This window comes from Kangiella spongicola (assembly GCF_003194565.2).
Classification (GTDB): domain Bacteria; phylum Pseudomonadota; class Gammaproteobacteria; order Enterobacterales; family Kangiellaceae; genus Kangiella; species Kangiella spongicola.
Genome location: NZ_QICH01000002.1, coordinates 251831 through 274288, shown reverse-complemented (window position 1 = coordinate 274288; position 22458 = coordinate 251831). Strand labels below are relative to the sequence as shown.

24 protein-coding genes are annotated in these 22458 nt (G+C 44.0%); 19 read left to right on the top strand and 5 right to left on the bottom strand.

Translation table 11 applies throughout. The features are described 5' to 3' along the window. Positions 1-29: 29 nt before the first annotated feature. From DL796_RS06875 to DL796_RS06855, 5 genes are all read right to left on the bottom strand, one after another. Entirely contained in the window at positions 30-593 is a 564-nt protein-coding gene (locus DL796_RS06875; protein WP_110200973.1) for a VF530 family protein, read from the bottom strand. A gap of 155 nt (positions 594-748) precedes the next feature. Continuing rightward, positions 749-1111: a hypothetical protein gene (locus DL796_RS06870; RefSeq protein WP_110200972.1), complete on the bottom strand. Its 363-nt coding sequence runs from the start codon at positions 1109-1111 to the stop codon at positions 749-751. Positions 1112-1429: 318 nt separating this feature from the next. Beyond that, the gene (locus DL796_RS06865) at positions 1430-1789 is read right to left on the bottom strand and encodes a hypothetical protein (RefSeq protein ID WP_110200971.1); all 360 of its coding nucleotides are present in this window, start codon (positions 1787-1789) and stop codon (positions 1430-1432) included. A gap of 217 nt (positions 1790-2006) precedes the next feature. Then, entirely contained in the window at positions 2007-2375 is a 369-nt protein-coding gene (locus tag DL796_RS06860) for a hypothetical protein (RefSeq protein WP_110200970.1), read from the bottom strand. Positions 2376-2413: 38 nt separating this feature from the next. Further along, a complete protein-coding gene (locus DL796_RS06855) occupies positions 2414-2938 on the bottom strand; it encodes a hypothetical protein (RefSeq protein WP_110200969.1) in 525 nt (174 codons plus the stop codon). A gap of 260 nt (positions 2939-3198) precedes the next feature. Here DL796_RS06855 and DL796_RS06850 point away from each other — a divergent pair, with 260 nt between their 5' ends. The 19 genes from DL796_RS06850 to DL796_RS06760 all read left to right on the top strand — a co-directional run bounded on the left by DL796_RS06850 (position 3199) and on the right by DL796_RS06760 (position 22422). Further along, positions 3199-5112 carry an ATP-binding cassette domain-containing protein gene (locus DL796_RS06850; RefSeq protein WP_110200968.1) on the top strand — a complete coding sequence of 638 codons (1914 nt, stop codon included), beginning with the start codon at positions 3199-3201 and terminating at the stop codon, positions 5110-5112. 251 nt (positions 5113-5363) lie between these two features. After that, positions 5364-6386 (top strand): Holliday junction branch migration DNA helicase RuvB, encoded by a 1023-nt coding sequence (gene ruvB / locus DL796_RS06845; RefSeq protein ID WP_110200967.1) that lies wholly within the window; start codon positions 5364-5366, stop codon positions 6384-6386. Between the two features lie 215 nt (positions 6387-6601). Beyond that, entirely contained in the window at positions 6602-7084 is a 483-nt protein-coding gene (locus tag DL796_RS06840) for a YbgC/FadM family acyl-CoA thioesterase (RefSeq protein WP_110200966.1), read from the top strand. 4 nt (positions 7085-7088) lie between these two features. Further along, on the top strand, positions 7089-7751 hold the full coding sequence (tolQ, locus tag DL796_RS06835; RefSeq protein ID WP_110201344.1) for a protein TolQ: 663 nt from the start codon (positions 7089-7091) through the stop codon (positions 7749-7751). A gap of 16 nt (positions 7752-7767) precedes the next feature. After that, on the top strand, positions 7768-8208 hold the full coding sequence (tolR, locus tag DL796_RS06830) for a protein TolR (RefSeq protein ID WP_110200965.1): 441 nt from the start codon (positions 7768-7770) through the stop codon (positions 8206-8208). Positions 8209-8217: 9 nt separating this feature from the next. Continuing rightward, a complete protein-coding gene (gene tolA, locus DL796_RS06825) occupies positions 8218-9171 on the top strand; it encodes a cell envelope integrity protein TolA (RefSeq protein ID WP_110200964.1) in 954 nt (317 codons plus the stop codon). 20 nt (positions 9172-9191) lie between these two features. Then, on the top strand, positions 9192-10556 hold the full coding sequence (gene tolB, locus DL796_RS06820) for a Tol-Pal system beta propeller repeat protein TolB (protein ID WP_110200963.1): 1365 nt from the start codon (positions 9192-9194) through the stop codon (positions 10554-10556). Between the two features lie 38 nt (positions 10557-10594). Beyond that, positions 10595-11113, top strand: coding sequence for a peptidoglycan-associated lipoprotein Pal (gene pal / locus DL796_RS06815; protein ID WP_110200962.1), 519 nt, complete (start codon positions 10595-10597; stop codon positions 11111-11113). Further along, a complete protein-coding gene (gene ybgF, locus DL796_RS06810) occupies positions 11113-11850 on the top strand; it encodes a tol-pal system protein YbgF (protein ID WP_110200961.1) in 738 nt (245 codons plus the stop codon). Before pal ends, ybgF begins: the two co-directional genes overlap by 1 nt. A gap of 113 nt (positions 11851-11963) precedes the next feature. Then, complete coding sequence (gene queE / locus DL796_RS06805; RefSeq protein WP_110200960.1) at positions 11964-12605, top strand: 7-carboxy-7-deazaguanine synthase QueE; 642 nt, start codon at positions 11964-11966, stop codon at positions 12603-12605. Positions 12606-13167: 562 nt separating this feature from the next. Beyond that, complete coding sequence (gene queC / locus DL796_RS06800) at positions 13168-13851, top strand: 7-cyano-7-deazaguanine synthase QueC (protein ID WP_110200959.1); 684 nt, start codon at positions 13168-13170, stop codon at positions 13849-13851. 224 nt (positions 13852-14075) lie between these two features. Further along, complete coding sequence (locus DL796_RS06795; RefSeq protein ID WP_110200958.1) at positions 14076-15056, top strand: BsuPI-related putative proteinase inhibitor; 981 nt, start codon at positions 14076-14078, stop codon at positions 15054-15056. Between the two features lie 225 nt (positions 15057-15281). After that, a complete protein-coding gene (ndk, locus tag DL796_RS06790) occupies positions 15282-15713 on the top strand; it encodes a nucleoside-diphosphate kinase (RefSeq protein ID WP_110200957.1) in 432 nt (143 codons plus the stop codon). 463 nt (positions 15714-16176) lie between these two features. Then, positions 16177-17313, top strand: coding sequence for a 23S rRNA (adenine(2503)-C(2))-methyltransferase RlmN (rlmN, locus tag DL796_RS06785; protein WP_110200956.1), 1137 nt, complete (start codon positions 16177-16179; stop codon positions 17311-17313). 30 nt (positions 17314-17343) lie between these two features. Then, positions 17344-18135 carry a type IV pilus biogenesis/stability protein PilW gene (gene pilW / locus DL796_RS06780; RefSeq protein WP_110200955.1) on the top strand — a complete coding sequence of 264 codons (792 nt, stop codon included), beginning with the start codon at positions 17344-17346 and terminating at the stop codon, positions 18133-18135. A 3-nt stretch (positions 18136-18138) separates the two neighbouring features. Beyond that, entirely contained in the window at positions 18139-19143 is a 1005-nt protein-coding gene (locus tag DL796_RS06775) for a RodZ domain-containing protein (protein ID WP_110200954.1), read from the top strand. Between the two features lie 78 nt (positions 19144-19221). Beyond that, positions 19222-20361, top strand: a complete 1140-nt coding sequence (ispG, locus tag DL796_RS06770; protein WP_110200953.1) for a flavodoxin-dependent (E)-4-hydroxy-3-methylbut-2-enyl-diphosphate synthase — start codon at positions 19222-19224, stop codon at positions 20359-20361. Between the two features lie 133 nt (positions 20362-20494). Continuing rightward, the gene (hisS, locus tag DL796_RS06765; RefSeq protein ID WP_110200952.1) at positions 20495-21769 is read left to right on the top strand and encodes a histidine--tRNA ligase; all 1275 of its coding nucleotides are present in this window, start codon (positions 20495-20497) and stop codon (positions 21767-21769) included. A 20-nt stretch (positions 21770-21789) separates the two neighbouring features. Beyond that, the gene (locus DL796_RS06760) at positions 21790-22422 is read left to right on the top strand and encodes a YfgM family protein (protein ID WP_110200951.1); all 633 of its coding nucleotides are present in this window, start codon (positions 21790-21792) and stop codon (positions 22420-22422) included. Positions 22423-22458: the final 36 nt, after the last annotated feature.

The following is a 22458-nucleotide window of genomic DNA, read 5'->3' as shown; positions in this document are numbered from 1 at the left end:
TGTCCTAGAAGGACACTCACCGCTTAAAACTAGTCCTCGGACTTATCTTTCCACTGTCCCCAAGGGTCACTGCTAGTCGATGAGCTGTGGCTTTTGCCACGACCGCCTGATCGACTACCGGACTTACTACCATAGTTTTTATTATAATCTCGGCCGCGCGAGGCGCCAGCTCTTTTGTTATGACCTGATTTATCGCTAAATTTTCGCCCACCGCTTTTGCTGTACTCTTCTGCTTTTGCCGCACGCTTTTCCTGCAATTTCTCAGCATCTTCCAAGCTTAACTTTGCCGGTTCGCCTGGCTTTTCGTCATCAGACACGATGCGATCACGTGGCGGAATATGGAACTGCTCGGACGATACTGGCGGTAGACTTTTATACTGATACATATAAAAAGCCTCAACCTTCTCGCGCGCCCAGTCAGTTTTCTTAAGGAACTTAACGCTAGACTCGACGCTAGGGTTGGTCTTAAAGCAATTAAGGTTTAGATAAGCATGGAGAATCTCGAAGCCATAGTGATCTACTAATTCTGTCACTAAGGCCTTCAAACCCACACCATTAAGAGGGTTGTTCTTGTAATTTATTTCTTCAGACATTCAATATTCCAGCAAAAAGAGCTATATCACCTCATTATAACTGTGAATGGCCAAACTAGCACGAAAAGCTAAGAAATACGTGTGATTGGCAGGTTTTAGCGCATTGAGAGCGGTTTGCACTCAAAGAAGGTTGCGTTAGCTTGCAGTACAAGCTGCTACTCACTAGGCGCCTGAGCATCAACGCTATGCTTGGTCTTTATTAAGAAAAAAGCACAACCGAGCACAGCCATGACGGCAAGCGAAGCAGCGATCACTTTGTTGCTTTCAGACAAGTGAAAGGATCCACCCACCATCGCGGCTAACATCAGCAACAAGAAAGCGAGCAATGATAAAACGCCCATAGCTCTTGCGATCATTAGCGACGCTGTAGCGAGAGGTTTGAAGTAAATAGACAGAAGCAAAAATAAGCTCAGTAGAATAAAGAGAAGAGTCCAAAGACCTATACCGAACACCCCCGCAGAATAAAAGCAGGTGGCGAGCGTAACGGACGACAATAGAATTTTTAGAATATTGACCATGATTTACTCTTTATTTTAGTAATTAGAGTCACAAATATAGTGGCGTGGTTGGGGGCTGGAACAGCTTAATACCCTATTATCATCACCGACGCCAAAATCAAGTAAGCGTTATTAATGATCGCTGCCCATCCTAATAGTTCGGTTAACTGCGCTAACGTAATCATAGACTCACCACCTAGTGAAGTATTCGATACCTCACTATACTACCCGTCATGGTGAAAGAGTATTGCTTTGTTTAGCGGTGTAATAGAGTGGGAATAGAGGGGCTTAAGGGGGACGTGACAGGGCGTAGGTTGTAGGGTGCGTTATAACGCACCATTAAAACCACTTTATGAAATTCGGTTCGTCTGATATATATCCAATAATTGCAATGATTAGAATTAAGTTTAAAGCTCCCACTATATAACCAAAAATTTTAACGCTATTATCTTTCATATAAGATTGAAAATAGCCAAAAGTGAACCCAAGAAATAAAACGGGCATTAGTAATATTCCTAGGTAAATATAAATTGTGCCTGAATGATCCCAGCCCATAGAATACTTTATAAACGTCATAGCTTTGCTGTGTTTCTTTTCTAGCTCCCCTGACTCCGTTGCCTGAGGTAAAAGACTCAAATAACCAAGGTATAAAAGCAAAGGCCAAAGAGTAAGAATTATGCCTAAATATATAGATTCCATATGATTACTTATTAGTTTTTGTAGCCTTGATTAGCGGTAGCGCACCACGGGAGACCTTTGGGAATGCCTTTGGTGCAATTCCTTCAATCGTAATCGAGGGAAGTCGTTAAAGTTTGGATTAAAACCTCGAAGTCACTTCGTTCCTTTGAGGCTGCGCTTGCTAATACACTCTGACCCCATTAATTAGTTTCTTGCTTTCTGTACCTCATAGCTCACTTTAATTGCTGATGTAATATAAAAGGAATGGTATAGCGAGCATTAAGAATATAAAAAAATAGGTAATACCCAAAATTAGATAGAATTTCACTTTACTCTCATGCTTAAAATAATAACCAGTCCTTAAGCTGATTACTTTATGACGGTGCGCCAAGTAGGCTATACTTATCAGTAGTAACCAGCCAGATATAACCACCCCTAAGCCTATACCCACCTTAAATTCAATTCCAAAAGTAGCTTTTAAGCCTAGTGCTAGTACAAGAACAAAAGGTAATAAAAGCCAAAGCTTCTTCTCGCTTTTTTTGTACTTCTTAATTGTTTGTTCATTTCTAAGAAACATATTACGCCCTAAAATGTACTCTGACCCCATTTATTCCTATGTAAAATTTGTCCCACAGCAGCGTCTTGTTAGACGACAACTCGGTTGCGCAAGACGCTACGGTAGTAACTATCGTACTCTCCATCGCTCGGAAAACGCCTATCTATGTACTCAGACCATTCAGAATTAGAAAGTGGATTATGCAGCAATGGCCCCTTTTTCAGTGAGCCATTATATAATTCGATTGAGAGGGGGCATTCAGGTTCAAGCTCTACTGCCCTTTTTAGAATGTCTGTATAAAGCTTGTCGTTTTCATCAGAGTTTCCAGGGAACAGATATCCGGCAATATTCATCCCATAACCAATTTCTCTTAAGATATCTGGAGAATCTGACGATAAAGATTTCGGGAATATTTCGACCAAACACTCATGAGCCAATTCGATGATATCTTCCTCGGGCTCAGGCTCAATACAAAATGACTCCAACGGAAGATACCACCCGTAAAATACGCTGCGGCTCATAGCGATCACAGAATTTTTCTCATCAAACGCCAATTGGACGGCATCTTTCCATTTCCCTTTAAACTCTAGTTGATCAAGGTGGCTACGTATCATGCTCTTCCGCCTAACACTATATTACTGGACAATGCCGGTAATCTTCTGATTTTAAATTAATTATTTTAATGTGCATTTTTGTGGGTAATGCCAAGCAAAGCAGACATCAATGACGTGTTTGTTTTAAAGGATATTAGCAAAATCAGGGTGTTAGTGGAAATCTTTGTTAGTTTCCGAGATATGGGGGCTCTTACCAATTCCAATTGTACTCGCACCACTTACCTTTATAATGTCCACAACTTTTATCAATCCATAATTACATGCTGTTTTTCGAGAACATGGCGCTTCGCCGTGGTAAAAAAGTTTTATTTGAAGACGCGAGTTTTATCATCAACCCAAAGGATAAGGTTGGGGTTACTGGGGCTAATGGTACCGGTAAATCGTCGTTGTTTGCGTTGATCCGTGGGGAGCTTGAGGAGGATTCGGGCAATTTCTCGATGGCGGGGAATGTGACGATTTCGAGCGTGCGTCAGGAGACGCCCGCGGTGGAGACGTCGGCGTTGGAGTATGTGATTGAGGGTGATGTCGAGCTGTGTGAGATTGAGGCGGCTTTGGCTAAGGCGGAAGCTGAGGAAGATGGTCATGCCATCGGTAAGCTTCACCAACAACTCGATTCGATTCAGGGCTACGCGGCAAGGGCGCGAGCTGGATCATTAATGCACGGCTTGGGTTTTAGCGCTGAGCAAGAGCAATTACCGGTATCGAGCTTCTCGGGCGGTTGGCGTATGCGCTTAAACTTAGCGCAGGCGTTGATGTGTCGTTCGGACTTGTTATTACTCGATGAGCCGACGAACCACTTGGATTTCGAGGCGGTGGTGTGGCTCGAAAAGTGGCTAGAGACTTATCAGGGCGCTGTCTTGTTGATTTCGCACGATAGGGATTTCCTCGACCGCGTGATTAACCGTGTGGCGCATATCGAACAGCAGCACATCAAACTTTACAGCGGCAATTATTCCAGTTTCGAATTACAGCGTGCAGAACAGTTAGCGCAACAGCAAGCGAATTACGAGCGTCAGCAAAAAGAAATTGCTCACATGCAATCTTACGTCGATCGCTTTAAAGCCAAGGCGAGCAAGGCCAAGCAGGCGCAAAGCCGTGTTAAGGCTTTGGAACGTATGGAAACCATTTCGGCCGCACACGTCGATTCACCGTTTAACTTTAGTTTTCCAGAGCTTGGTCATGTGCCAAGCCCTTTAATGCAATTAAAAAGTGTCAGCGCTGGCTACGATACTGATACAGGCCCAGTGACGATTCTCAACAAGGTTGGTTTTACTTTATTACCAAACGATCGTATTGGCCTTTTGGGTAAAAACGGCGCCGGTAAATCGACCTTAATTAAGGTGTTGGCGGGCGAGCTGGCGGTGCAGTCTGGCGAGCGAATCGAAGCTAAGCATCTTAATATTGGTTACTTTGCTCAGCACCAACTTGAACAATTACACCCACAAATGTCGCCAATTCAGCATCTACAGCGTGAATATCCCGATGCCACCGAGCAGGAGTTACGTAACTTCTTAGGCGGTTTTGATTTCCATGGCGATAAAGCGCTAGAGCCTGTGGCACCGTTTTCGGGTGGTGAGAAAGCACGTTTAGTGTTGGCCTTACTGGTTTATTCGAAACCGAACGTACTCTTGCTCGATGAGCCGACTAACCACCTGGACTTGGAAATGCGTCATGCCATGACCGTGGCACTGCAAGGCTTCGAGGGCGCGGTGGTGTTAGTGTCGCACGATAAATACATGCTAAGAACCGTGACTGATGACCTGTATTTGGTGGCTGACGGTGGCGTGAAACCGTTTGAAGGTGATTTAGACGATTATGCCAAGTGGGCGCTTGAGCAATCGAGCATTGAACGTCGTTCTAACAAAGATAAGGCGGATGACACGCCTTCAGACCAACAGCCTGAGGTCTCTCGAAAAGAGCAACGTCGAATCGAGGCCGAGAAACGTAAAGCCTTGCAGCCTTTGAAAAACAAGCTGAGAAAGGTTGAGCAGGAACTTGATAAGGTTCAACAGCGAAAAGCTGAGCTGGACGAGTTAATGGCTGAACAGTCTTTGTATGAAGAAACGAATAAAGGCAAGTTGGCTGAGTTAAGCACCGAGTATGGCGACGTAAGTCAACGCTTGGAAACGCTTGAAGAAGACTGGCTGATGTTGAATGAGGAATTAGAAGGCTAAAGCGTCATTACTTCGCCGTTCCTCGCAAAGACGACATTATCTGTCAATCCTAGCAAAGACGGATATTCTTTTCTGGTGGCTTTAAATAACGGAGCTTAATGAGCTTATAAAACCATCTAACCCTTTAAATTAACTAGAAAAAGGCAGAATCTGGCCAAATATGGAAAAGGATTTGTTTTGGTTCCATCTAAGCCTGAGGCTTGGTAGACTTAACCGCAATAAGCGTTTGCTGCTATGAGCACCCAAAATTAATGATTGAGCACGACAGAATAATAAATCCAACTGAGACAACTGACGAAGAGCAGTTTGATCGCGCTATTCGCCCAACAACCTTGCAGGACTATGTTGGGCAGGAAAAAGTACGCGAGCAGATGGAGATTTTCCTCAAAGCGGCTCAAATGCGAAAAGAAGCGCTGGATCATGTGCTTATCTTCGGCCCTCCTGGGCTCGGTAAAACCACGCTTTCCAACATTATCGCCAACGAGATGAACGTGGGGATTAAGCATACGTCGGGCCCTGTGCTCGAAAAAGCGGGCGATTTAGCCGCTATGCTGACCAACCTTGAGCCTAACGATGTTTTGTTTATCGATGAGATTCATCGTCTTAGCCCACACGTTGAAGAAGTGTTGTATCCGGCGATGGAGGACTACCAGCTCGATATTATGATTGGTGAAGGTCCTGCCGCTCGTTCGATTAAGGTTGAATTGCCGCCGTTTACGCTTGTCGGAGCGACCACTAGAGCAGGTTTATTGACCTCGCCACTGCGCGATCGCTTTGGTATCGTGCAACGTCTTGAATTTTATAATATTAAAGACCTCACGGGCATTGTCATGCGCTCGGCGCAGATTTTGGGTTTGCAGATTGAAGAGTCTGGAGCGCATGAAGTCGCACGCCGCTCACGCGGCACGCCTCGTATTGCTAACCGTTTATTGCGTCGTGTGCGCGATTATGCCGAAATTAAGTCGGATGGTTTAATCACGGACAAAGTCGCCGATCGTGCTTTGGATATGCTTGATGTTGATGCTAAAGGCTTCGATACCATGGATCGCAAGCTATTACTGACGATCATCGAAAAATTTGATGGTGGTCCAGTGGGTTTGGATACTTTAGCAGCGGCGATTGGTGAAGAGCGCGATACGATTGATGATGTTTTAGAACCGTTTCTTATTCAACAAGGTTTTATTCAGCGGACCCCCAGAGGCCGCGTTGCAACAAAGCATGCCTATGAGCACTTTGGGATCATCCCTTCCTCGGATGACTTATTTGATAAATAAATGTGATATTTAAACCTGATAAAAGGTTTTATGAGTAAATTTTCGTCAAGAATATTTTTTCGGGATAGCCTTAACACTATTTCGAACTTGAATCGTTATAATAAGTTGCGGTTAAAATTACGTTACTCTTTGTTGCAGCTCGCTCGTTTAGGTTGACTAAACCACGCTCGCAGCGCCTCGATTAACGTAATTTTCCCTCGCAACGAGGTAATTTAATGGTAGACAGAAAGCCGGTTACAAATAAGCGTGAATTTAATTGGCCAGTCAGGGTCTATTACGAAGATACTGATGTGGCCGGCGTGGTTTACTACGCGAATTACTTGAAGTTTTATGAGCGTGGCCGTACGGAATGGTTGCGTTCATTGGGTTGGGAGCAGGATGTATTGATCGACAAGGGGTTGGCGTTTGCGGTAGCTCATGTCGATGCAAAGTATATTCGCCCAGCCCGTTTTAATGACCAATTGGTGGTTAAAACGCGCATTAGCTCGGTTAGAAAAGCGAGCGTAATTTTTGAACAAGAGATTCATCTCGTTGACGAAACTCAGAAGAGTGAAGGTAGCGATGGTGAATCCGATGACAATAAACAACAAATAGTGAATAAGGCAACAATACGAGTGGCTTGCGTAGATATGGACACCATGACGCCTGCTCCTATGCCGAATTATTTACAAGAGGAGATTGCACGTGAATGGTGCTAATGACATGTCCATTGCTGGTTTAATTTTAGACGCCAGTATCCCTGTACAGCTTATTATGCTGTTACTTTTGATTGTTTCTGTAATGTCTTGGGCGTTGATCTTCCAACGTTCCTCGGTTCTTAATACCGCATCGAAAAAAAGCAAAAAGTTTGAAGATAAGTTTTGGTCAGGCATCGATCTGAGCAAACTGTCAACCGAGCTGTCGCAGAGCCAGCAGAAAAAGCAGGGGCTTGAGTCGCTGTTTTTAGCAGGCTATAAAGAATTTATCCGCTTACGCCAGCAAAGTGGCGTTAGCCCTGAAGCGGTGATGGATGGAACTCACCGTGCCATGCGCGTGGCACACAGTCGTGAAGTGGAAAAGTTAGAGCAGAACTTATCGTTCTTGGCGACAGTGGGTTCGGTAACGCCTTATATCGGTTTATTCGGTACGGTGTGGGGCATTATGACCTCGTTTATCGCGCTAGGTAGTGTCAAGCAGGCGACGCTAGCCATGGTTGCTCCAGGTATTGCGGAAGCTTTGATCGCGACTGCGATGGGTCTTTTCGCTGCAATTCCTGCGGTGATTGCCTACAACCGTTTTACTAATCGTTTGCAGCGCATTGAAATTCGCTATGAAAACTTTTTAGAAGAGTTCTCTGGAATATTGCACCGTAAGGCGCACAGCTAATTAAAGGTCGATAATTATGCCGCAACTCGTACGCAGACAAAGACGTCGACTTAACGCTGAAATCAATGTGGTTCCATACATTGATGTGATGCTGGTGTTATTGGTGATCTTTATGATTACCGCGCCACTCATCACCGCTGGAATCCAAGTTGACCTACCGACGGCGGACTCTGAGGTAATTTCGTCGGATGAAGAAACGCCGTTTATTGTCTCTTTCGATAGCGAAGAACAATACTATCTTGATATCGGTGCTTCTCCAGACAGTAGAGCTCAGCCGATGAGTCGTGAGGAGCTTTTGGAAAAGGTCGTAAGCGAGCTTGAAAAGTCGCCGAGTTCACCTATTTATATCAATGGTGATAAGTCGGTGTCTTATGGTGAAGTGATAGAATTGATGGACCAATTGAGGAAAGTCGCAGGGATAGAAAATGTTGGTCTTATGACACAGCAACCCGAATAGGTGACAACTTTGTCTAATAAGAAAAACATTTTACCTATTATTTTATCGGTCGTACTGCATTTAGTACTGATCGGTGCAATTGTTTGGAAGTTTATTTGGCAGCCAAATATTCCTGATCATAAGTACGTCGACGCACCGATTCAAGCGCGCATCGCGCAAGCTCCGAAACAAACGCCGCCTCCGGCTAAGTCTGAGCCATCGAAAGCGGAGTTAGAAAAGCGCGAAAAAGAGCGTCAGAAAAAGCTCGAGCAAGAAAAAGCAAAGCAACGAGAAATAGAGCGTCAAAAGAAAATTGCTGAACAAAAAGCCAAAGAAAAAGCCGAGGCTGAGAAACAGGCGAAAGAACAGGCTGAACTTGAGCGCAAGAAAAAAATTGCGCTAGAGAAAAAGCTTGAGGAAGAAAAGCGCAAAAAAGAAGAAGCTGAGAAAAAGCGTCTGGCCGAAGAGAAGCGCAAGAAAGAAGAGGCCGAGAAAAAACGTAAAGCCGAAGAAAAACGTAAGAAAGAAGAAGCCGAGAAAAAACGTAAGGCTGAAGAGAAACGCAAGAAAGAAGAAGCTGAACGCAAGAAGCGTGAGGAAGCCGAGCGTAAACGTAAGGAAGAAGAGCAGCGACTTCTAGAAGAGCTAGCGGCTCAAGAAGGCGAGTTCTTCGATGCAATGGAAGGCGACGTTAAGAAAGCGCAGGTCATGACCGAGCGAGATAAATACTTGGCTATGATTGACGCAAAGATACAACAAAACTGGTACAAACCTAAAAACCCAGGAATGTGTAAAGTCCAAATTAGGACTGGGCCTGGTGGGGTTGTGCTTGATGCGCAGGTTGTTAATGGTACAGACGATGCAACCTGTAATACGGGATTGGCTGCGGTCCACAGATCGGAACCTTTGCCATTCCCTGAAGATCCAGATGTCATTGAAGAGCTGAGAGTTATTGGAATTACGTTTGAACCAAAACAAGATTAAACAAAGAGAGTAGAGACTCTATGAAACATATTTGTAAAAAACTGATGATATTGTGTATTGGCTTGATGGCTTATTCGGCTCAAGCTGAAGTGCAAATTTATATTACTGAAGGCCGCGATGATGCGAGACCTGTGGCCGTTTTGCCATTTAAGTTTGAAAGTGCGTCGGAAGTAAAGATTTCACCGCCACACAATTTTTCACAAATCATTGCGGATGATTTAGAGCGCAGCGGTAAATTCAAGCCAGTTGATATTTCTGATTTGCCGCAAAACCCAAGCGACATCACGGAAGTGGATATTGATGCTTGGAAAGAATTAGGCGTCGACGGTGTGGTTTATGGTGTTGTTAAAGAAACAGCACCGGGTAAGTACATGGTGTCTTATGACTTGATTGACCCTTATAACGATAAGGCGGTGATGGAGTCGAATATTGCTTCAGGTAGCTACCCATTAGTAGATCAGTCGTTCCACTTAATGGTGCTAAAAACCAAACTGGTCAATGATGATAATTTCCGTTGGGCTGCGCATATTGCGGCTGATGAAATTTATGAAGCGTTAACTGGTGAACGCGGTGCTTTCGCGACTCAGATTGCTTATGTTCAAGTCGATCGATTAGCGGAAAAACCTTATGAGTTGAATGTGGCGGATAGTGATGGTTTTAATCAAACTAAGATTTTTTCATCAAAACAGCCAATCATGTCACCAACTTGGTCGCCAGATGCGAATAAACTAGCTTATGTTAGTTTTGAGAATGGTCGTTCGGAAATATTTATTCAAACCATTGCTACGGGACAGCGTGAGTTAATCGCAAGTTTTAAAGGATTTAATAGTGCGCCAGCTTGGTCACCAGACGGTACTAAAATGGCGATGGTACTGTCGAAAGACGGAAATCCAGAAATTTATGTTATGGATTTAGCCACAAAAAGTCTTAAACGATTAACGCGACATTATGCAATTGATACCGAACCTTCGTGGAATCCAGATGGTAAAAGTTTGATATTCACCTCAGATCGAGGAGGAAAACCGCAAATTTATAGGGTTTCACTTGCAGGAGGGGATGCAGAAAGGGTAACCTTCGAGGGTAGGTATAATGCCGGCGCTGAATTCGCACCGGACGGGAAAACTATTGTGATGGTTCATCAAAGCAATGGTAATTTCCATGTGGCTGCACAAGACATCGAGACGGGGAACCTAACTGTGTTGACGACAACCAGTTTGGATGAATCGTTGTCAGTCGCTCCTAACAGTAGCATGATAATTTTCTCTACTGTCGATGGGCGTCAAAAAGTTTTGAGTGCAGTTTCAATGGATGGACGCTTTAAGGCAAGACTACCGGCCAACGTTGGAGAGGTTAAGGCTCCGGCTTGGTCTCCTTTTATTTTGTAAATGTAATAATAGTTAAATAACAATCCTGGAGGATGACAATGAAACGTTCGGTAAAATTACTAATGGCTTTGTTCGCGGCGGCAACGTTAGCGGCATGTAGCACTACAGAGCCAGCAGAAGAAACTACTGATACAACGGTTCAACAAGATGACGCTACAAACGCAGAAGCTGAAGCTTTAGCACGTCAACGTGCTGCTGAAGAAGCAGAAAGACAGCGTATCGCGGCATTGTTGGAAAACACAACAATCTATTTCGACTTCGATAGCGATGCTATCCGTAGTGGTGATATGGAGTTGTTAGAAGTTCACGCAAAGCACATTCAAGCAACAGGTAAGAAAGTTGTTCTTGAAGGTCATGCGGACGAGCGTGGTACTCCTGAGTACAACTTAGCGTTAGGCGAGCGTCGTGCGAAGTCAGTAGCTCAATTAATGCGTACTTACGGTGTATCTGCGAGCCAAATCGAAGTTATTAGCTTTGGTGAAGAGTCGCCAGCGAACCCAGGTCACACTGAGCAAGCATGGCAAGAAAACCGTCGCGTGGAAATTAAATATCAGTAATGAATTATCGTTTTACTAAGATAATCGCATTATCGTTGCTCACAGCATCTGCTGTGGGCAACACTGCTGCTCCTGTGGTCGATGGTAAAGCAGTCGAAGCGGTTCAACAATTCAAAGATAATGACCAAAACAAGTTAGTCGGTGAGTTGATGCGCCAAGTGATGCAGCTTCAACGTGAAGTTAGCTATTTGCGAGGCCAATCTGAAGAGCAAGCCTATTTGATCCAAAAGCTGCAACGTCAGCAAAAAGAATTGTATGCCGACCTTGATCGACGTCTCAGCGACGCAAATCAGGGTGGCTTAATCAGTCCGGAACTAGCTGGCACTGATGAGACGGGGAATCAGGCGGAAGGTAACGCAGACTTGAGTGATGCCCAAATCGCCTATAACAAAGCATTCACCCAGTTTAGTGAAAAAAAATACGCCTTTGCTAAAAGCTCTTTTAAAGCTTTCGTAAAAGACTATCCAGATCATGCGTTAGCCTCTAACGCACACTATATTTTGGGTCAACTACACTTTAACGATAAAGAGTATAAGCAGGCAGCTAGTGAGTTTGAAGCGGTTTATAGCCAATTCCCTGAAACTACAATCAAGGACAAGGCACTATTAAAACTAGCGCAAACTTATGAGATTAGTGGCGACAAAGCTGCAGCGAAAAAAACTTACCAAGAGTTAGCGAAGGCTTTTCCAAACTCTACCGCAGGTAAGCTCGCTAAAGTGAAGCTAGGTTCGTTATAAAACCAACCAGCCGCTCAAAAGCACTAATATCGATAAAAAGCTGACTATTTAGTCGGCTTTTTTGTTACAATCCGCCCAATTTATAAACACTTCTTTTACTACTTAGGTTCATTTTGAGCAAATTACGAATCACTGAGATTTTCCACTCACTACAAGGCGAAAGCCTAACGGTCGGCCTTCCTACAGTATTTGTACGCCTTACAGGATGTCCTCTGCGTTGCACTTACTGCGATACAGACTATGCCTTCGGTGGCGGTGAGTGGATGAGCTATGACGAAATATTAGCGGAAATCGAGCAATATAACTGTCAGCATATTTGTATGACAGGAGGCGAACCGCTCGCTCAAAAACGTGCTTATGAGTTTTACCACTTACTTTGTGAAAAGGGTTACAAGGTTTCTACGGAAACCGGTGGCGCGCATGATATATCGGTCTTAGACAAACGTGTAATGGTCGTGATGGATTTAAAAACCCCTGATTCCGGTGAAATGTCTCGTAATCTATATGAAAACATTGACCGCTTAAAACCAACCGACCAAGTCAAGTTCGTCATTTGTAGCCGCAAAGACTACGACTGGTGCAAAATGACCATCGACAAATACAACTTAACCGAAAAATGCGAAGTCCTATTTTCACCAAGCTATGGACAGGTAGAATATGCAGACTTAGCCGAGTGGATCTTAAAAGATCGATTAAGAGTGAGAATGCAGGTGCAACTGCATAAAGTTATTTGGGGTGAGCGTACCGGGGTCTGATTGGAATTGTTAAAATACTCTTCTGCTTTGTTATTCTAATCGATTCAAAATACTCACTTACTTTAGTAAGCTCCGTGTTTGAATCGATTGAATGCCTCGCAGGCTGAGCATTTTTCCTGCTTCCAATACCTTAAACAAAAGGTTGGTGTTTGTTATCTTTAGTGCTTTATACGATTTTCGCTGTTTAGTGCCAAGCAAAAACTGAGGTTAAGGCCTTCTTCGAAAGTGTCAGAAAAATGTACCTTGCGGGTTATCACGAAACATTTACTTCGTTACTAACTTTTAGGTGACGGTAACCCCCTTAAAAGTTAGCCTTGGAATCATAAGTTATAGTGTAAATTGGGCAGGGAGAGCCCAATTTAGTAAAAACGAAATAGGGATGTTTCGTTTTACGGCACGTTAAATAACTTTTGATTGCGAGGGAAGCGCAGGGCGCCTAACTTTTGGGGCGAGCTTTTTTGGTTCGTTTTTTGCTCGGACAAAAAATGAACATGTTTATCTACTCATAACTAATGATTAATTAGCGCTGTATTAGTATTTTAAAGAAGCGATAGTGAACACCATGACAAAACGAGCAGTAATACTACTTTCCGGCGGACTCGACTCGACCACAGTCCTCGCCATGGCAAAAGAGCAAGGCTACGAATGCTACACCATGAGTTTCAACTATGGTCAGCGTACCGTAGCTGAACTTAAAGCGGCAAAGGCTGTATCGACTCAGTTTGGCGCAAAAAAGCACATTGAAGTGAAACTTGATATGACTGAAATTGGTGGTTCTGCGCTTACGGATCACGATATCGATGTTCCAGTTGGTGACGCTATCGCAGAAGAAGCGGATATTCCAGTAACCTATGTTCCCGCGCGAAATACCGTATTTTTATCAATTGCACTTGGCTGGGCTGAAGTTTTAGAAGCACAGCATATCTTTGTTGGGGTTAATTCTGTCGATTACTCTGGTTACCCTGACTGTCGCCCAGAGTTTATTCAAGCTTTTGAGGACATGGCCAATTTAGCCACTAAAGCCGGTGTAGAAGGCCGTAAAGTGCATATTGAAGCTCCTTTGAGCGACATGACAAAGGCGCAGATTATAGCGTCTGGCGTGGCTCTTGGCGTGGATTACCAGCAAACTGTCTCCTGCTATATGTCAGACGACGATGGCAGAGCTTGTGGTGAGTGTGATTCTTGTATTTTAAGACGCAAAGGTTTTGAAGAGCAGGGCTTTACCGATCCTACGATTTATCAATAACTCTCTCCCAGCAATAAAATCTACAGCGACATAAAAATGTCACCTTTGCTCGAGGCAACGAGAAAGGTATAAAAACCCTGAATAATCAGTTGCTTAGGGTTGTTTTAACGCAACTGTCATATCTGTCAAATTAAGTTCACTGGAAGCTTTTCGCTTTCTGGAAATAATACCCCTGTCTTTAACCAATACCCACATACCTGGGGCGTATATTTCTAGGAGAGAACATGAACACATTGAGCAAAGTAGTATTTGGATTATCAATCGCAGTCTCCACCACGATCACATCTGCGCAAAGCTACACCATGACTTCACCAGTGGATTACCGCAGTTATAAAAATACTCATGGCGGAACAGTTAGTGTTTCGGTTGTGGAAAGCTCTGGTGCAAACTGGAAGCAGTATTCCAGCTACTTCGGGAAAGAAAATCAATGGCTGTGGGTGTCAAACGACGGCCAGAAGGTTTATTGGTATAACGAGTCTGAAGAGGCTGATCTGTTATTTGATGCAAAGGATGCAGTAGGTACGGAATACCCAGTCCGTATTGATGGCTGTACTGATAGAGCCGTGTTGGCTGACAAATCTGCGACGGCAACAATCGCAGCCGGTACTTTCAGCAATGCATTACGTTTAGACTTTTCGGGCTATTGCTTTGACGAAGGGCTTGAAAGCGCTTGGTTTGTACCGAATGTAGGGCTGGTAAAGTGGACGCAAGATTCGATTCTTGGTAGCGTGGAGTTCGAACTGGAACACGCAAAAGTAGGGAGTATGACATTACCGAATCAAGGCGGCATTGAGCTGTCGGCGCAATTTCCATCAGAGCCGGTTATCTTGAATCAGCAACAATCCGTAGAAGCGAATATCACTCTAATTAACCACTCAGATGAAACTATTCGTTTAGATTTCACTTCAGGTCAAACTTTTGAAATTTATCTTTATGATGACAAGGATCAATTAGTCACAATATGGTCAAAAGATAGAATGTTCACCCAAGCGCTGCATTCTATAGAAATCAAGCCTGGTGGTGCTGAGCGTTTTGGCGGTGAACTGAAGTTGAGCAATTTAGACGACCAAAAGCTCGATATTGGTACTTATAAACTTAAAATCGAGATAAAAGGAAGCTATTCCCCAGAAGCCAGTAGCTTCAGCCATATCCCACTCAGCGCTGAATCTGTGCTTCATATCGATAATATGATGAATCACTACTAATAACAGCGTCTTCGGCATTGCCCAAATAATGCACATTCTGTATAATACGCGCGATTTTAAAGGGGTTATCAATTAACCCCTTTTTTGCGCTAGCGTATTTTGGCTCTGAGTAAACAGCCAGCGTTTAGCCGCACAAATTCCCAGTTTGTCTTTACAGACTGTGCCGAGAAGGTAGTCTTGGCAAAATACTAATTTATTGCTTATTAACAATTATTGGAGTCTAAAATGGCTGTTGAACGTACTTTTTCTATCGTAAAACCAGACGCAGTAGCGAAAAACGTTATTGGTGAAATCTACTCACGTTTCGAGCGCGCAGGTCTTCGCATCGTTGCTTCTAAAATGATCCACCTTTCTCGCGAAAAAGCTGAAGGTTTCTACGCTGAGCACAAAGAACGTCCTTTCTTTGGCGCACTAGTTGATTTCATGACTTCTGGTCCAGTAATGGTTCAGGTTCTTGAAGGCGAAAACGCAATCAAAGCAAACCGTGAAATCATGGGTGCAACAAACCCAGCAGAAGCGCTACGCGGTACTATCCGTGCAGACTACGCGGTATCAGTAGACGAGAACGCTGCACACGGTTCAGATAGCCCTGAGTCAGCTGAGCGTGAGATTAGCTATTTCTTCTCTTCAGACGAAATTTGCCCTCGCACTCGCTAAAAACGTTTGTTTTGTCTAATTTCTTTTGTTGCCTGAATATTTTTCATGCTCAATGACCTAGCAGGTCACCTGCGCTAAAAACATTCAGGCGCCTCGAACTTAAACAAAACTCTTCGTTTTTAAGTTTTCTTTAGCCATGGGGCTGTTAAGCAGTTTCTTGAACTAAAGACAAATTTCTAAGTCTTTTAAGAAATATGTGATGACTTAAAATGAAAATGCAGGCTTAGCCTGCATTTTTTAATGACAGTTATTTTGCTATTGAAGTGCTAAGCGCCTAGAATAGCGTAAAATTTATACAAATAGCTTTGTGGCGTTTTCGTTGTAAAGCTTTAAAACCGCTTGTTGATGCTATAACAAGGCATAAAAGGTGTGAAAATACGAAGATTACCATTTAGGTAATTGAGCACTTTTTAGCGCAGTTATAGTGAAGACGGGTGATTTTAATCGCAAAAAGGTATTCCTAATGAGTTGTTCTACTACGGTTAATGAAAAAACCAACCTACTCAACCTGACGCGCGATGAAATGGTGGAGTTCTTCGTTGAACTCGGTGAAAAGCCATTCCGTGCTCAACAAGTCATGAAGTGGGTTCACCAGTTTGGCGTCGATAACTTCGACGAGATGACTAATATCAGTAAGGCGTGTCGCCAGAAACTAGCCGATGTTGCTGTGATCGAAGGTCCAGAAGTCTTAAGTGTTCAGGAGTCTAGCGATGGCACCATTAAGTGGGCTTTGAAAATTCCTGGCGGACAGGCTATCGAAACGGTCTTTATTCCAGAGCGTCACCGCGGCACCTTGTGTGTATCGTCACAAGTCGGCTGTGCACTCGAGTGCAGTTTCTGCTCAACGGGTTATCAAGGTTTCAACCGTAACCTTACTACGGCTGAAATTATCGGCCAAGTATGGCATGCGGCGCGTTATCTGAACGGTAAGCATAAAAGTGATGATCGAGCGGTAACCAACGTTGTGATGATGGGCATGGGCGAGCCTTTGGCTAACTATCAGCCGGTTATCAACTCTATGCAGTTGATGTTGGATGATTTTGCTTACGGACTCTCTAAGCGCCGTGTAACATTAAGTACTTCAGGCATGGTACCTCAGCTTGACCGTATGGCTGATGATATTGATGTGGCTTTGGCTATCTCGCTACACGCGCCAAACGATGAGCTGCGTGACGTATTAGTCCCTATTAATAAAAAGTATCCGATCAAAGAATTCATGGCTAGCGTCCACCGCTACATGGAAAAGTCGAATGCGGCGCGCAAAGTAACTGTTGAATATGTCATGCTGAAAGATGTTAACGACAGCATAGAACATGCAAAACAATTAGCTAAGCTATTGAAAAATACGCCCTGTAAGATTAATCTAATTCCATTCAACCCGTTTCCACAGACTCATTACGAAACGTCAACGCCGAAGGCAATCGATGCATTTAGCGATTATTTGCACCGCAATGGCTTTGTTGTTGTCGTTCGCCGTACGCGCGGTGATGATATTGATGCGGCTTGTGGGCAGCTCGCGGGTAAGATTAACGATAAAACTAAGCGACAGCAAAGACGAACTCAGTTCTCCAACGATATTGATGTGAGGGCTTTAGTTTAAGTTACGATTATAATAAGCAGGTAGGTATTAATGAAATCTCTTAACTGGATGTTACTGGTTGCAGGAATGGCTTTGGTTGGTTGTGAAACGACAACGACAACAACGGTTTCAGCCTCAACCAATGATGGTATCGAGGTTAGCAAGAATAAATATGATGCAACTAAAGCTGCGCAAACTCGTTTGGCGCTAGGTTTGAAGTATATCGAAACCGGTTATATGGAGAGAGCGAAACAGAACCTAATTAAGGCTTATGAGCATAAGCCTGACTTGCCAGATGTTCTTTATGGGTTAGGTTATTACTATCAAGCTGTTTATGAATATGAAAAAGCCGATGGTTATTACCGTCAAGCCATCAAAAAAGCCCCAAAAAACCCAGATTACCTCAATGCCTACGGCGCATTCTTATGTGAGTCAAAAAAAGAGTATGCGGAAGGTATTGAGTATTTTTTAAAAGCCATATCACAGCCTAACTACACATCGGTGGGCGAAGCTTATGAAAACGCAGGCTTTTGTAGTCTAAATGCTGGTCAAGTGACTCAAGCCGAAGAGTATTTTGAAAAAGCGCTAACGCTAAACCCAAGTTTACATAAGTCCTTGTATGGTCTTGCGAGTGTTTTTTATGAGCAAGGCAACCCGCGACGTGCAGCGGATTATATCTTCCGCTTTGAAGGTCGCGCGCGCCCAACAGCTGGTTCGCTGTTGCTTGGCTTCAAGGCGGCAAAAGCTATTGGTAATCGTGCCAGTATGCGCAGTTATGGTGAGAAGCTTATGCAGCTTTATCCTAACTCGCCACAAGCTACAGAATACCTAAACCTGCGATAAGCTATGACTGAAGAAACCGAACAGCATTCTGATAATCATGACTTTGGCCCTGGCGCTTTATTAAAGCGTACCCGGGAAGAGAAGGAGATATCGCTTGATGAAGTGTCGGAACGCCTAAAACTGACGAAGTCTGTGCTTACGCAAATTGAAAGTGACGAATATGCAGGCGATTTGCCCGTCACTTTTTATCGAGGCTATGTAAAAAACTATGCAGAGTTTCTTGAGTTAAATGAAACTGACGTCCTCGCAAACTTCGAACAGTTTTGTCGGAAAAACAATCTATTTAAAAGTCCTTCGGCGCCTAGAGTCGAGGGAATGTCCTTGGAGAAGTCTGTAAACTCTAATAACTGGTTGTTCAAGATTGTCACGGGGTTGATCATCTTGGCATTAGTCGTTGCCATATACTACATAGTGGTTGAAAAAGAGTTGTGGAAAAAAGTTATCCCTGCGGGACAGGAAACTGAGCAGCTGGAAAGTGATGACCAAGGATTAGAGCTTGATAACTATGAGGGGGATGATGGTCAGCCAAACAGCGAGTCTAGTGGCTCATTGTCTTTGCCTGGCGACAAACCACAAGATGAAAGTGATGATGCAGACGGTAGCCTTGAATTAAATACCCTCGAATCAAAAAACTCAGAAGATTCTACTGATAATGACCCAAGATCTGATACTGGTAGCTTACCACTTGATGACGCAGACGAGTCATCGAGTGTTGCAGAGGAAGTTCAGCGTAACTCTAGCAATGTCAGTGCCACAGCTAATTCTGGTCAGTCGCTCTTTTTAAGCTTTACTAATGATTGCTGGGTGCGCATCGAAGACGCTACTGGAAAGGTGTTGGCGCTGGGCATAAAGTCGGCTGGTACAAACTTGCAACTTTCGGGGAAAACCCCATATTATTTGAATCTTGGTAAGGCTTCAGCGGTAGAGTTATCATTCGATGGTAATGAGGTCGACCTGTCGCAATACCCAGATACTCGAGCTGCCAAACTAACTCTTGGCGACTCCTGATTTTAGCATTGATTTAACTGTTACTTGCGATGCTGGGAAATCCAGTGAGATAGGTAACAAGGTGAGATAGCAACAATTATGAATAGTCCATCTTGGATTCAACGACGTAAATCACGTCAAATTATGGTCGGAAATGTTCCGGTAGGTGGCGATGCGCCAATCGCTGTCCAAAGTATGACTAATACGGATACTTGTGATGTTGAAGCTACGGTTCAGCAAATCCAGGCGTTAGCAGATACCGGAGCTGACATAGTCCGTGTTTCAGTGCCGACGATGAAAGCGGCGGAAGCCTTCAAAGAAATTAAAAAGCAATCACCGATCCCTTTAGTCGCGGATATTCATTTTGATTACCGCATAGCACTAAAAGTTGCGGAGTATGGTGTCGATTGTTTACGTATTAATCCAGGTAATATCGGCTCTGAAGAGCGTGTTAAAGCTGTGGTAGACGCGGCTAGAGCGCGAAACATTCCGATTCGAATTGGTGTTAATGCCGGTTCATTAGAGAAAGATCTGCAAGAAAAGTACGGGGAGCCTACGCCCGAAGCTTTGGTCGAATCAGCATATCGCCATATTGATATTCTAGAGCGCCACGGCTTTAAAGATTACAAAATCAGCCTAAAAGCCTCAGACGTTTATATGACTGTTGCTGCTTATCGTATTTTAGCCAAAGAGATCGACAACCCGTTACACTTAGGTATTACAGAGGCGGGCAGTTTCCGCTCAGGTACTGTGAAGTCTTCAGTGGGTTTAGGAATGTTACTGGCAGAAGGTATTGGTGACACCATTCGAATTTCGTTAGCCGCCGATCCAGTTCAGGAAATCAAAGTCGGTTTCGATATTCTTAAAAGTTTGGGTTTGCGTCAAAGAGGGATTAACCTTATCGCTTGTCCATCGTGTTCACGCCAGCAATTTGACGTTATTAAAACGGTTAATGCCCTCGAAGAGCGTCTTGAAGACGTAAACGAGCACTTAGATGTTGCAGTGATTGGCTGTGTGGTTAATGGGCCTGGCGAAGCTAAAGAAGTTTCGGTTGGACTCACCGGTGGTTTTAAGAAAAGTATGCTCTATTTGGATGGCGATAAAAGCCATAAAGTCGCTAACGAAGACTTGGTAGATGAGTTGGAAGCCCGTATTAGAGCTCAGATAGCCGCTAAAAAAGCCCAGACAGACGAAAAGACTAAAGGCGCTGAACAACTGCCTATCGAGGAAGTAAAGTAGCAATTTCCCACTAGATCCGCTATAAGACCTTATAAATTCTGAAATTACGGCGAAATAACTACTGTTTTTCGCCAAATTAGCTATAATTTCGCACTTTCACAAAAATTATCACTTGAACGTATCGGGATAGATTTTGGCGCAAAAAATTCAAGCAATTCGCGGCATGAACGACATATTGCCGGAACAGACACCATATTGGCAAAAGCTAGAAACGATTTTACGTCGTTTGATGAATAGTTATGGCTATTCTGAAATTCGCATGCCGATCGTGGAAAAAACTCAGCTCTTTAAGCGCTCTATCGGCGAAGTGACTGATATTGTTGAAAAAGAGATGTACACCTTTGAAGACCGCAATGGCGATAGTTTAACTTTACGCCCTGAAGGTACCGCTAGTTGTGTTCGCGCTGGGATCGAGCATGGTTTGCTGTATAACCAAGAGCAGCGCCTTTGGTATATGGGCCCTATGTTCCGCCACGAGCGTCCGCAAAAAGGACGTTACCGTCAGTTCCATCAGTTGGGTGTAGAAACCTTTGGTATTGCTACAGCTGATGTTGATGCTGAATTAATCTTGATGACCGCGCGTTTATGGCGTGAATTAGGGTTATCCGACTCGGTACGCTTGGAAATTAATTCCTTAGGCTCAAATGAAGCGCGAGCGGCGTATAGAGATAAACTTGTAGCGTTTCTCGAGCCGATCAAAGATCAGTTGGACGAAGATAGCCAGCGACGTCTCGGCTCAAACCCACTTCGTATCTTGGACAGTAAGAACCCAGAGGTACAGGCGTTAGTCACAGACGCGCCGAAGCTATCCGAGCATTTGGATCCAGAGTCTGAGCAACACTTTAAGCAGCTGTGCAAAATACTGGAAGCCAATGGCGTTGAATATACAGTCAATACTAACTTGGTGCGCGGTCTCGATTATTACAACCGTACCGTGTTCGAGTGGATTACCGACAAGCTTGGTGCACAAGGCACTATCTGTGCTGGTGGCCGTTATGACGGTCTTACAGAGCAATTAGGTGGCCATGCAACCACTGCCAGCGGCTTTGCAATGGGAATTGAGCGAATCGTAGCGCTACTCGAAGAGATTGCACCGATAAAACCAGCGCTTGCAGACGTTTATATGGTGGCGCTTGGCGAAGAAGCTGAAATTAATGCTATTCAGTTGGCTGAGCAGCTTCGCGAGAAACTGCCTGAGTTAAGTGTGCGTAATAATTTTGGCGGTGGTAACTTCAAGAAGCAATTTAAGCGTGCCGATAAAAGCGGTGCCCAAATAGCGTTAGTACTTGGCGAACAAGAGGTGCAAGAAAAAACCGTAGGTGTTAAATTCTTGCGTGAACAAAAAGATCAATTACAGTTGGCTCAATCGGAAGTGGCTGAGCAATTGAAATCATTAATTAACCAGTAATTAGAGTTAGGGGACCAGCAATGGCTCAATATGAGACAGAAGAACAACAGGTTGAAGCGATCAAAAGCTTTTGGAAAGAGAATGGTAAAGCGATTATTTTAGGCGCAGTGATTGGCTTTGGTGGTATTTTTGGTTGGGACTACTATAAAGATTATCAAAAAGAGCAGGCTGAACTTGCGTCGCAGCAGTATGCAGAAGCCGTTGATGCGATTGTTGCTGGTGATGCTGAGCAAGCTCAGTTCGTTGAAAAAGCTGAAGCATTAAAAGCTGACTACAGCGCGACCAGTTATGCCGCTCTAGCAGCTCTAAAGCTTGCTGAAATTGAGGTGGCAAAAAATAATTTAGACGCCGCAGCGGAACAATTGCGCTGGGTTGTTGACCAAGGTAACAAGGCCTTTACTCCAGTGGCCGAGGTGCGCTTGGCTCGTGTTTTACTTGCACAAGAAAAATATGATGCAGCAATCAGCCAAGCCGATTCCATAGAAACAGCGGCATTTAAAGATAGCGCTTTGTTAGTTAAAGGCGAAGCTTTGTTAGCGAAAGGCGACAGAGAAGCAGCCAAGAATGCTTTTATAGAAGCTCGAGAAGCTTCAAGCGGTACGCCTAACCCATTGCTAGCATTACGCTTATCTGAATTTGGAATCGAGAAATAATAACGACAATTCGCTTATAAGCGATAAGTGCTTGAT

What these genes read in the sequence shown, in the direction of transcription:
- DL796_RS06760 (WP_110200951.1), top strand. Translation starts at nt 21,790, where the DNA reads ATGGCTCAATATGAGACAGAAGAACAACAGGTTGAAGCGATCAAAAGC.
- DL796_RS06775 (WP_110200954.1), top strand. Translation starts at nt 18,139, where the DNA reads ATGACTGAAGAAACCGAACAGCATTCTGATAATCATGACTTTGGCCCT.
- DL796_RS06865 (WP_110200971.1), bottom strand. Translation starts at nt 1,789, where the DNA reads ATGGAATCTATATATTTAGGCATAATTCTTACTCTTTGGCCTTTGCTT.
- DL796_RS06860 (WP_110200970.1), bottom strand. Translation starts at nt 2,375, where the DNA reads ATGGGGTCAGAGTACATTTTAGGGCGTAATATGTTTCTTAGAAATGAA.
- pilW (WP_110200955.1), top strand. Translation starts at nt 17,344, where the DNA reads ATGAAATCTCTTAACTGGATGTTACTGGTTGCAGGAATGGCTTTGGTT.
- DL796_RS06795 (WP_110200958.1), top strand. Translation starts at nt 14,076, where the DNA reads ATGAACACATTGAGCAAAGTAGTATTTGGATTATCAATCGCAGTCTCC.
- tolQ (WP_110201344.1), top strand. Translation starts at nt 7,089, where the DNA reads ATGTCCATTGCTGGTTTAATTTTAGACGCCAGTATCCCTGTACAGCTT.
- tolR (WP_110200965.1), top strand. Translation starts at nt 7,768, where the DNA reads ATGCCGCAACTCGTACGCAGACAAAGACGTCGACTTAACGCTGAAATC.
- DL796_RS06875 (WP_110200973.1), bottom strand. Translation starts at nt 593, where the DNA reads ATGTCTGAAGAAATAAATTACAAGAACAACCCTCTTAATGGTGTGGGT.
- ruvB (WP_110200967.1), top strand. Translation starts at nt 5,364, where the DNA reads ATGATTGAGCACGACAGAATAATAAATCCAACTGAGACAACTGACGAA.
- rlmN (WP_110200956.1), top strand. Translation starts at nt 16,177, where the DNA reads ATGAGTTGTTCTACTACGGTTAATGAAAAAACCAACCTACTCAACCTG.
- ispG (WP_110200953.1), top strand. Translation starts at nt 19,222, where the DNA reads ATGAATAGTCCATCTTGGATTCAACGACGTAAATCACGTCAAATTATG.
- tolB (WP_110200963.1), top strand. Translation starts at nt 9,192, where the DNA reads ATGAAACATATTTGTAAAAAACTGATGATATTGTGTATTGGCTTGATG.
- DL796_RS06855 (WP_110200969.1), bottom strand. Translation starts at nt 2,938, where the DNA reads ATGATACGTAGCCACCTTGATCAACTAGAGTTTAAAGGGAAATGGAAA.
- ybgF (WP_110200961.1), top strand. Translation starts at nt 11,113, where the DNA reads ATGAATTATCGTTTTACTAAGATAATCGCATTATCGTTGCTCACAGCA.
- pal (WP_110200962.1), top strand. Translation starts at nt 10,595, where the DNA reads ATGAAACGTTCGGTAAAATTACTAATGGCTTTGTTCGCGGCGGCAACG.
- DL796_RS06870 (WP_110200972.1), bottom strand. Translation starts at nt 1,111, where the DNA reads ATGGTCAATATTCTAAAAATTCTATTGTCGTCCGTTACGCTCGCCACC.
- queC (WP_110200959.1), top strand. Translation starts at nt 13,168, where the DNA reads ATGACAAAACGAGCAGTAATACTACTTTCCGGCGGACTCGACTCGACC.
- DL796_RS06840 (WP_110200966.1), top strand. Translation starts at nt 6,602, where the DNA reads ATGGTAGACAGAAAGCCGGTTACAAATAAGCGTGAATTTAATTGGCCA.
- DL796_RS06850 (WP_110200968.1), top strand. Translation starts at nt 3,199, where the DNA reads ATGCTGTTTTTCGAGAACATGGCGCTTCGCCGTGGTAAAAAAGTTTTA.
- ndk (WP_110200957.1), top strand. Translation starts at nt 15,282, where the DNA reads ATGGCTGTTGAACGTACTTTTTCTATCGTAAAACCAGACGCAGTAGCG.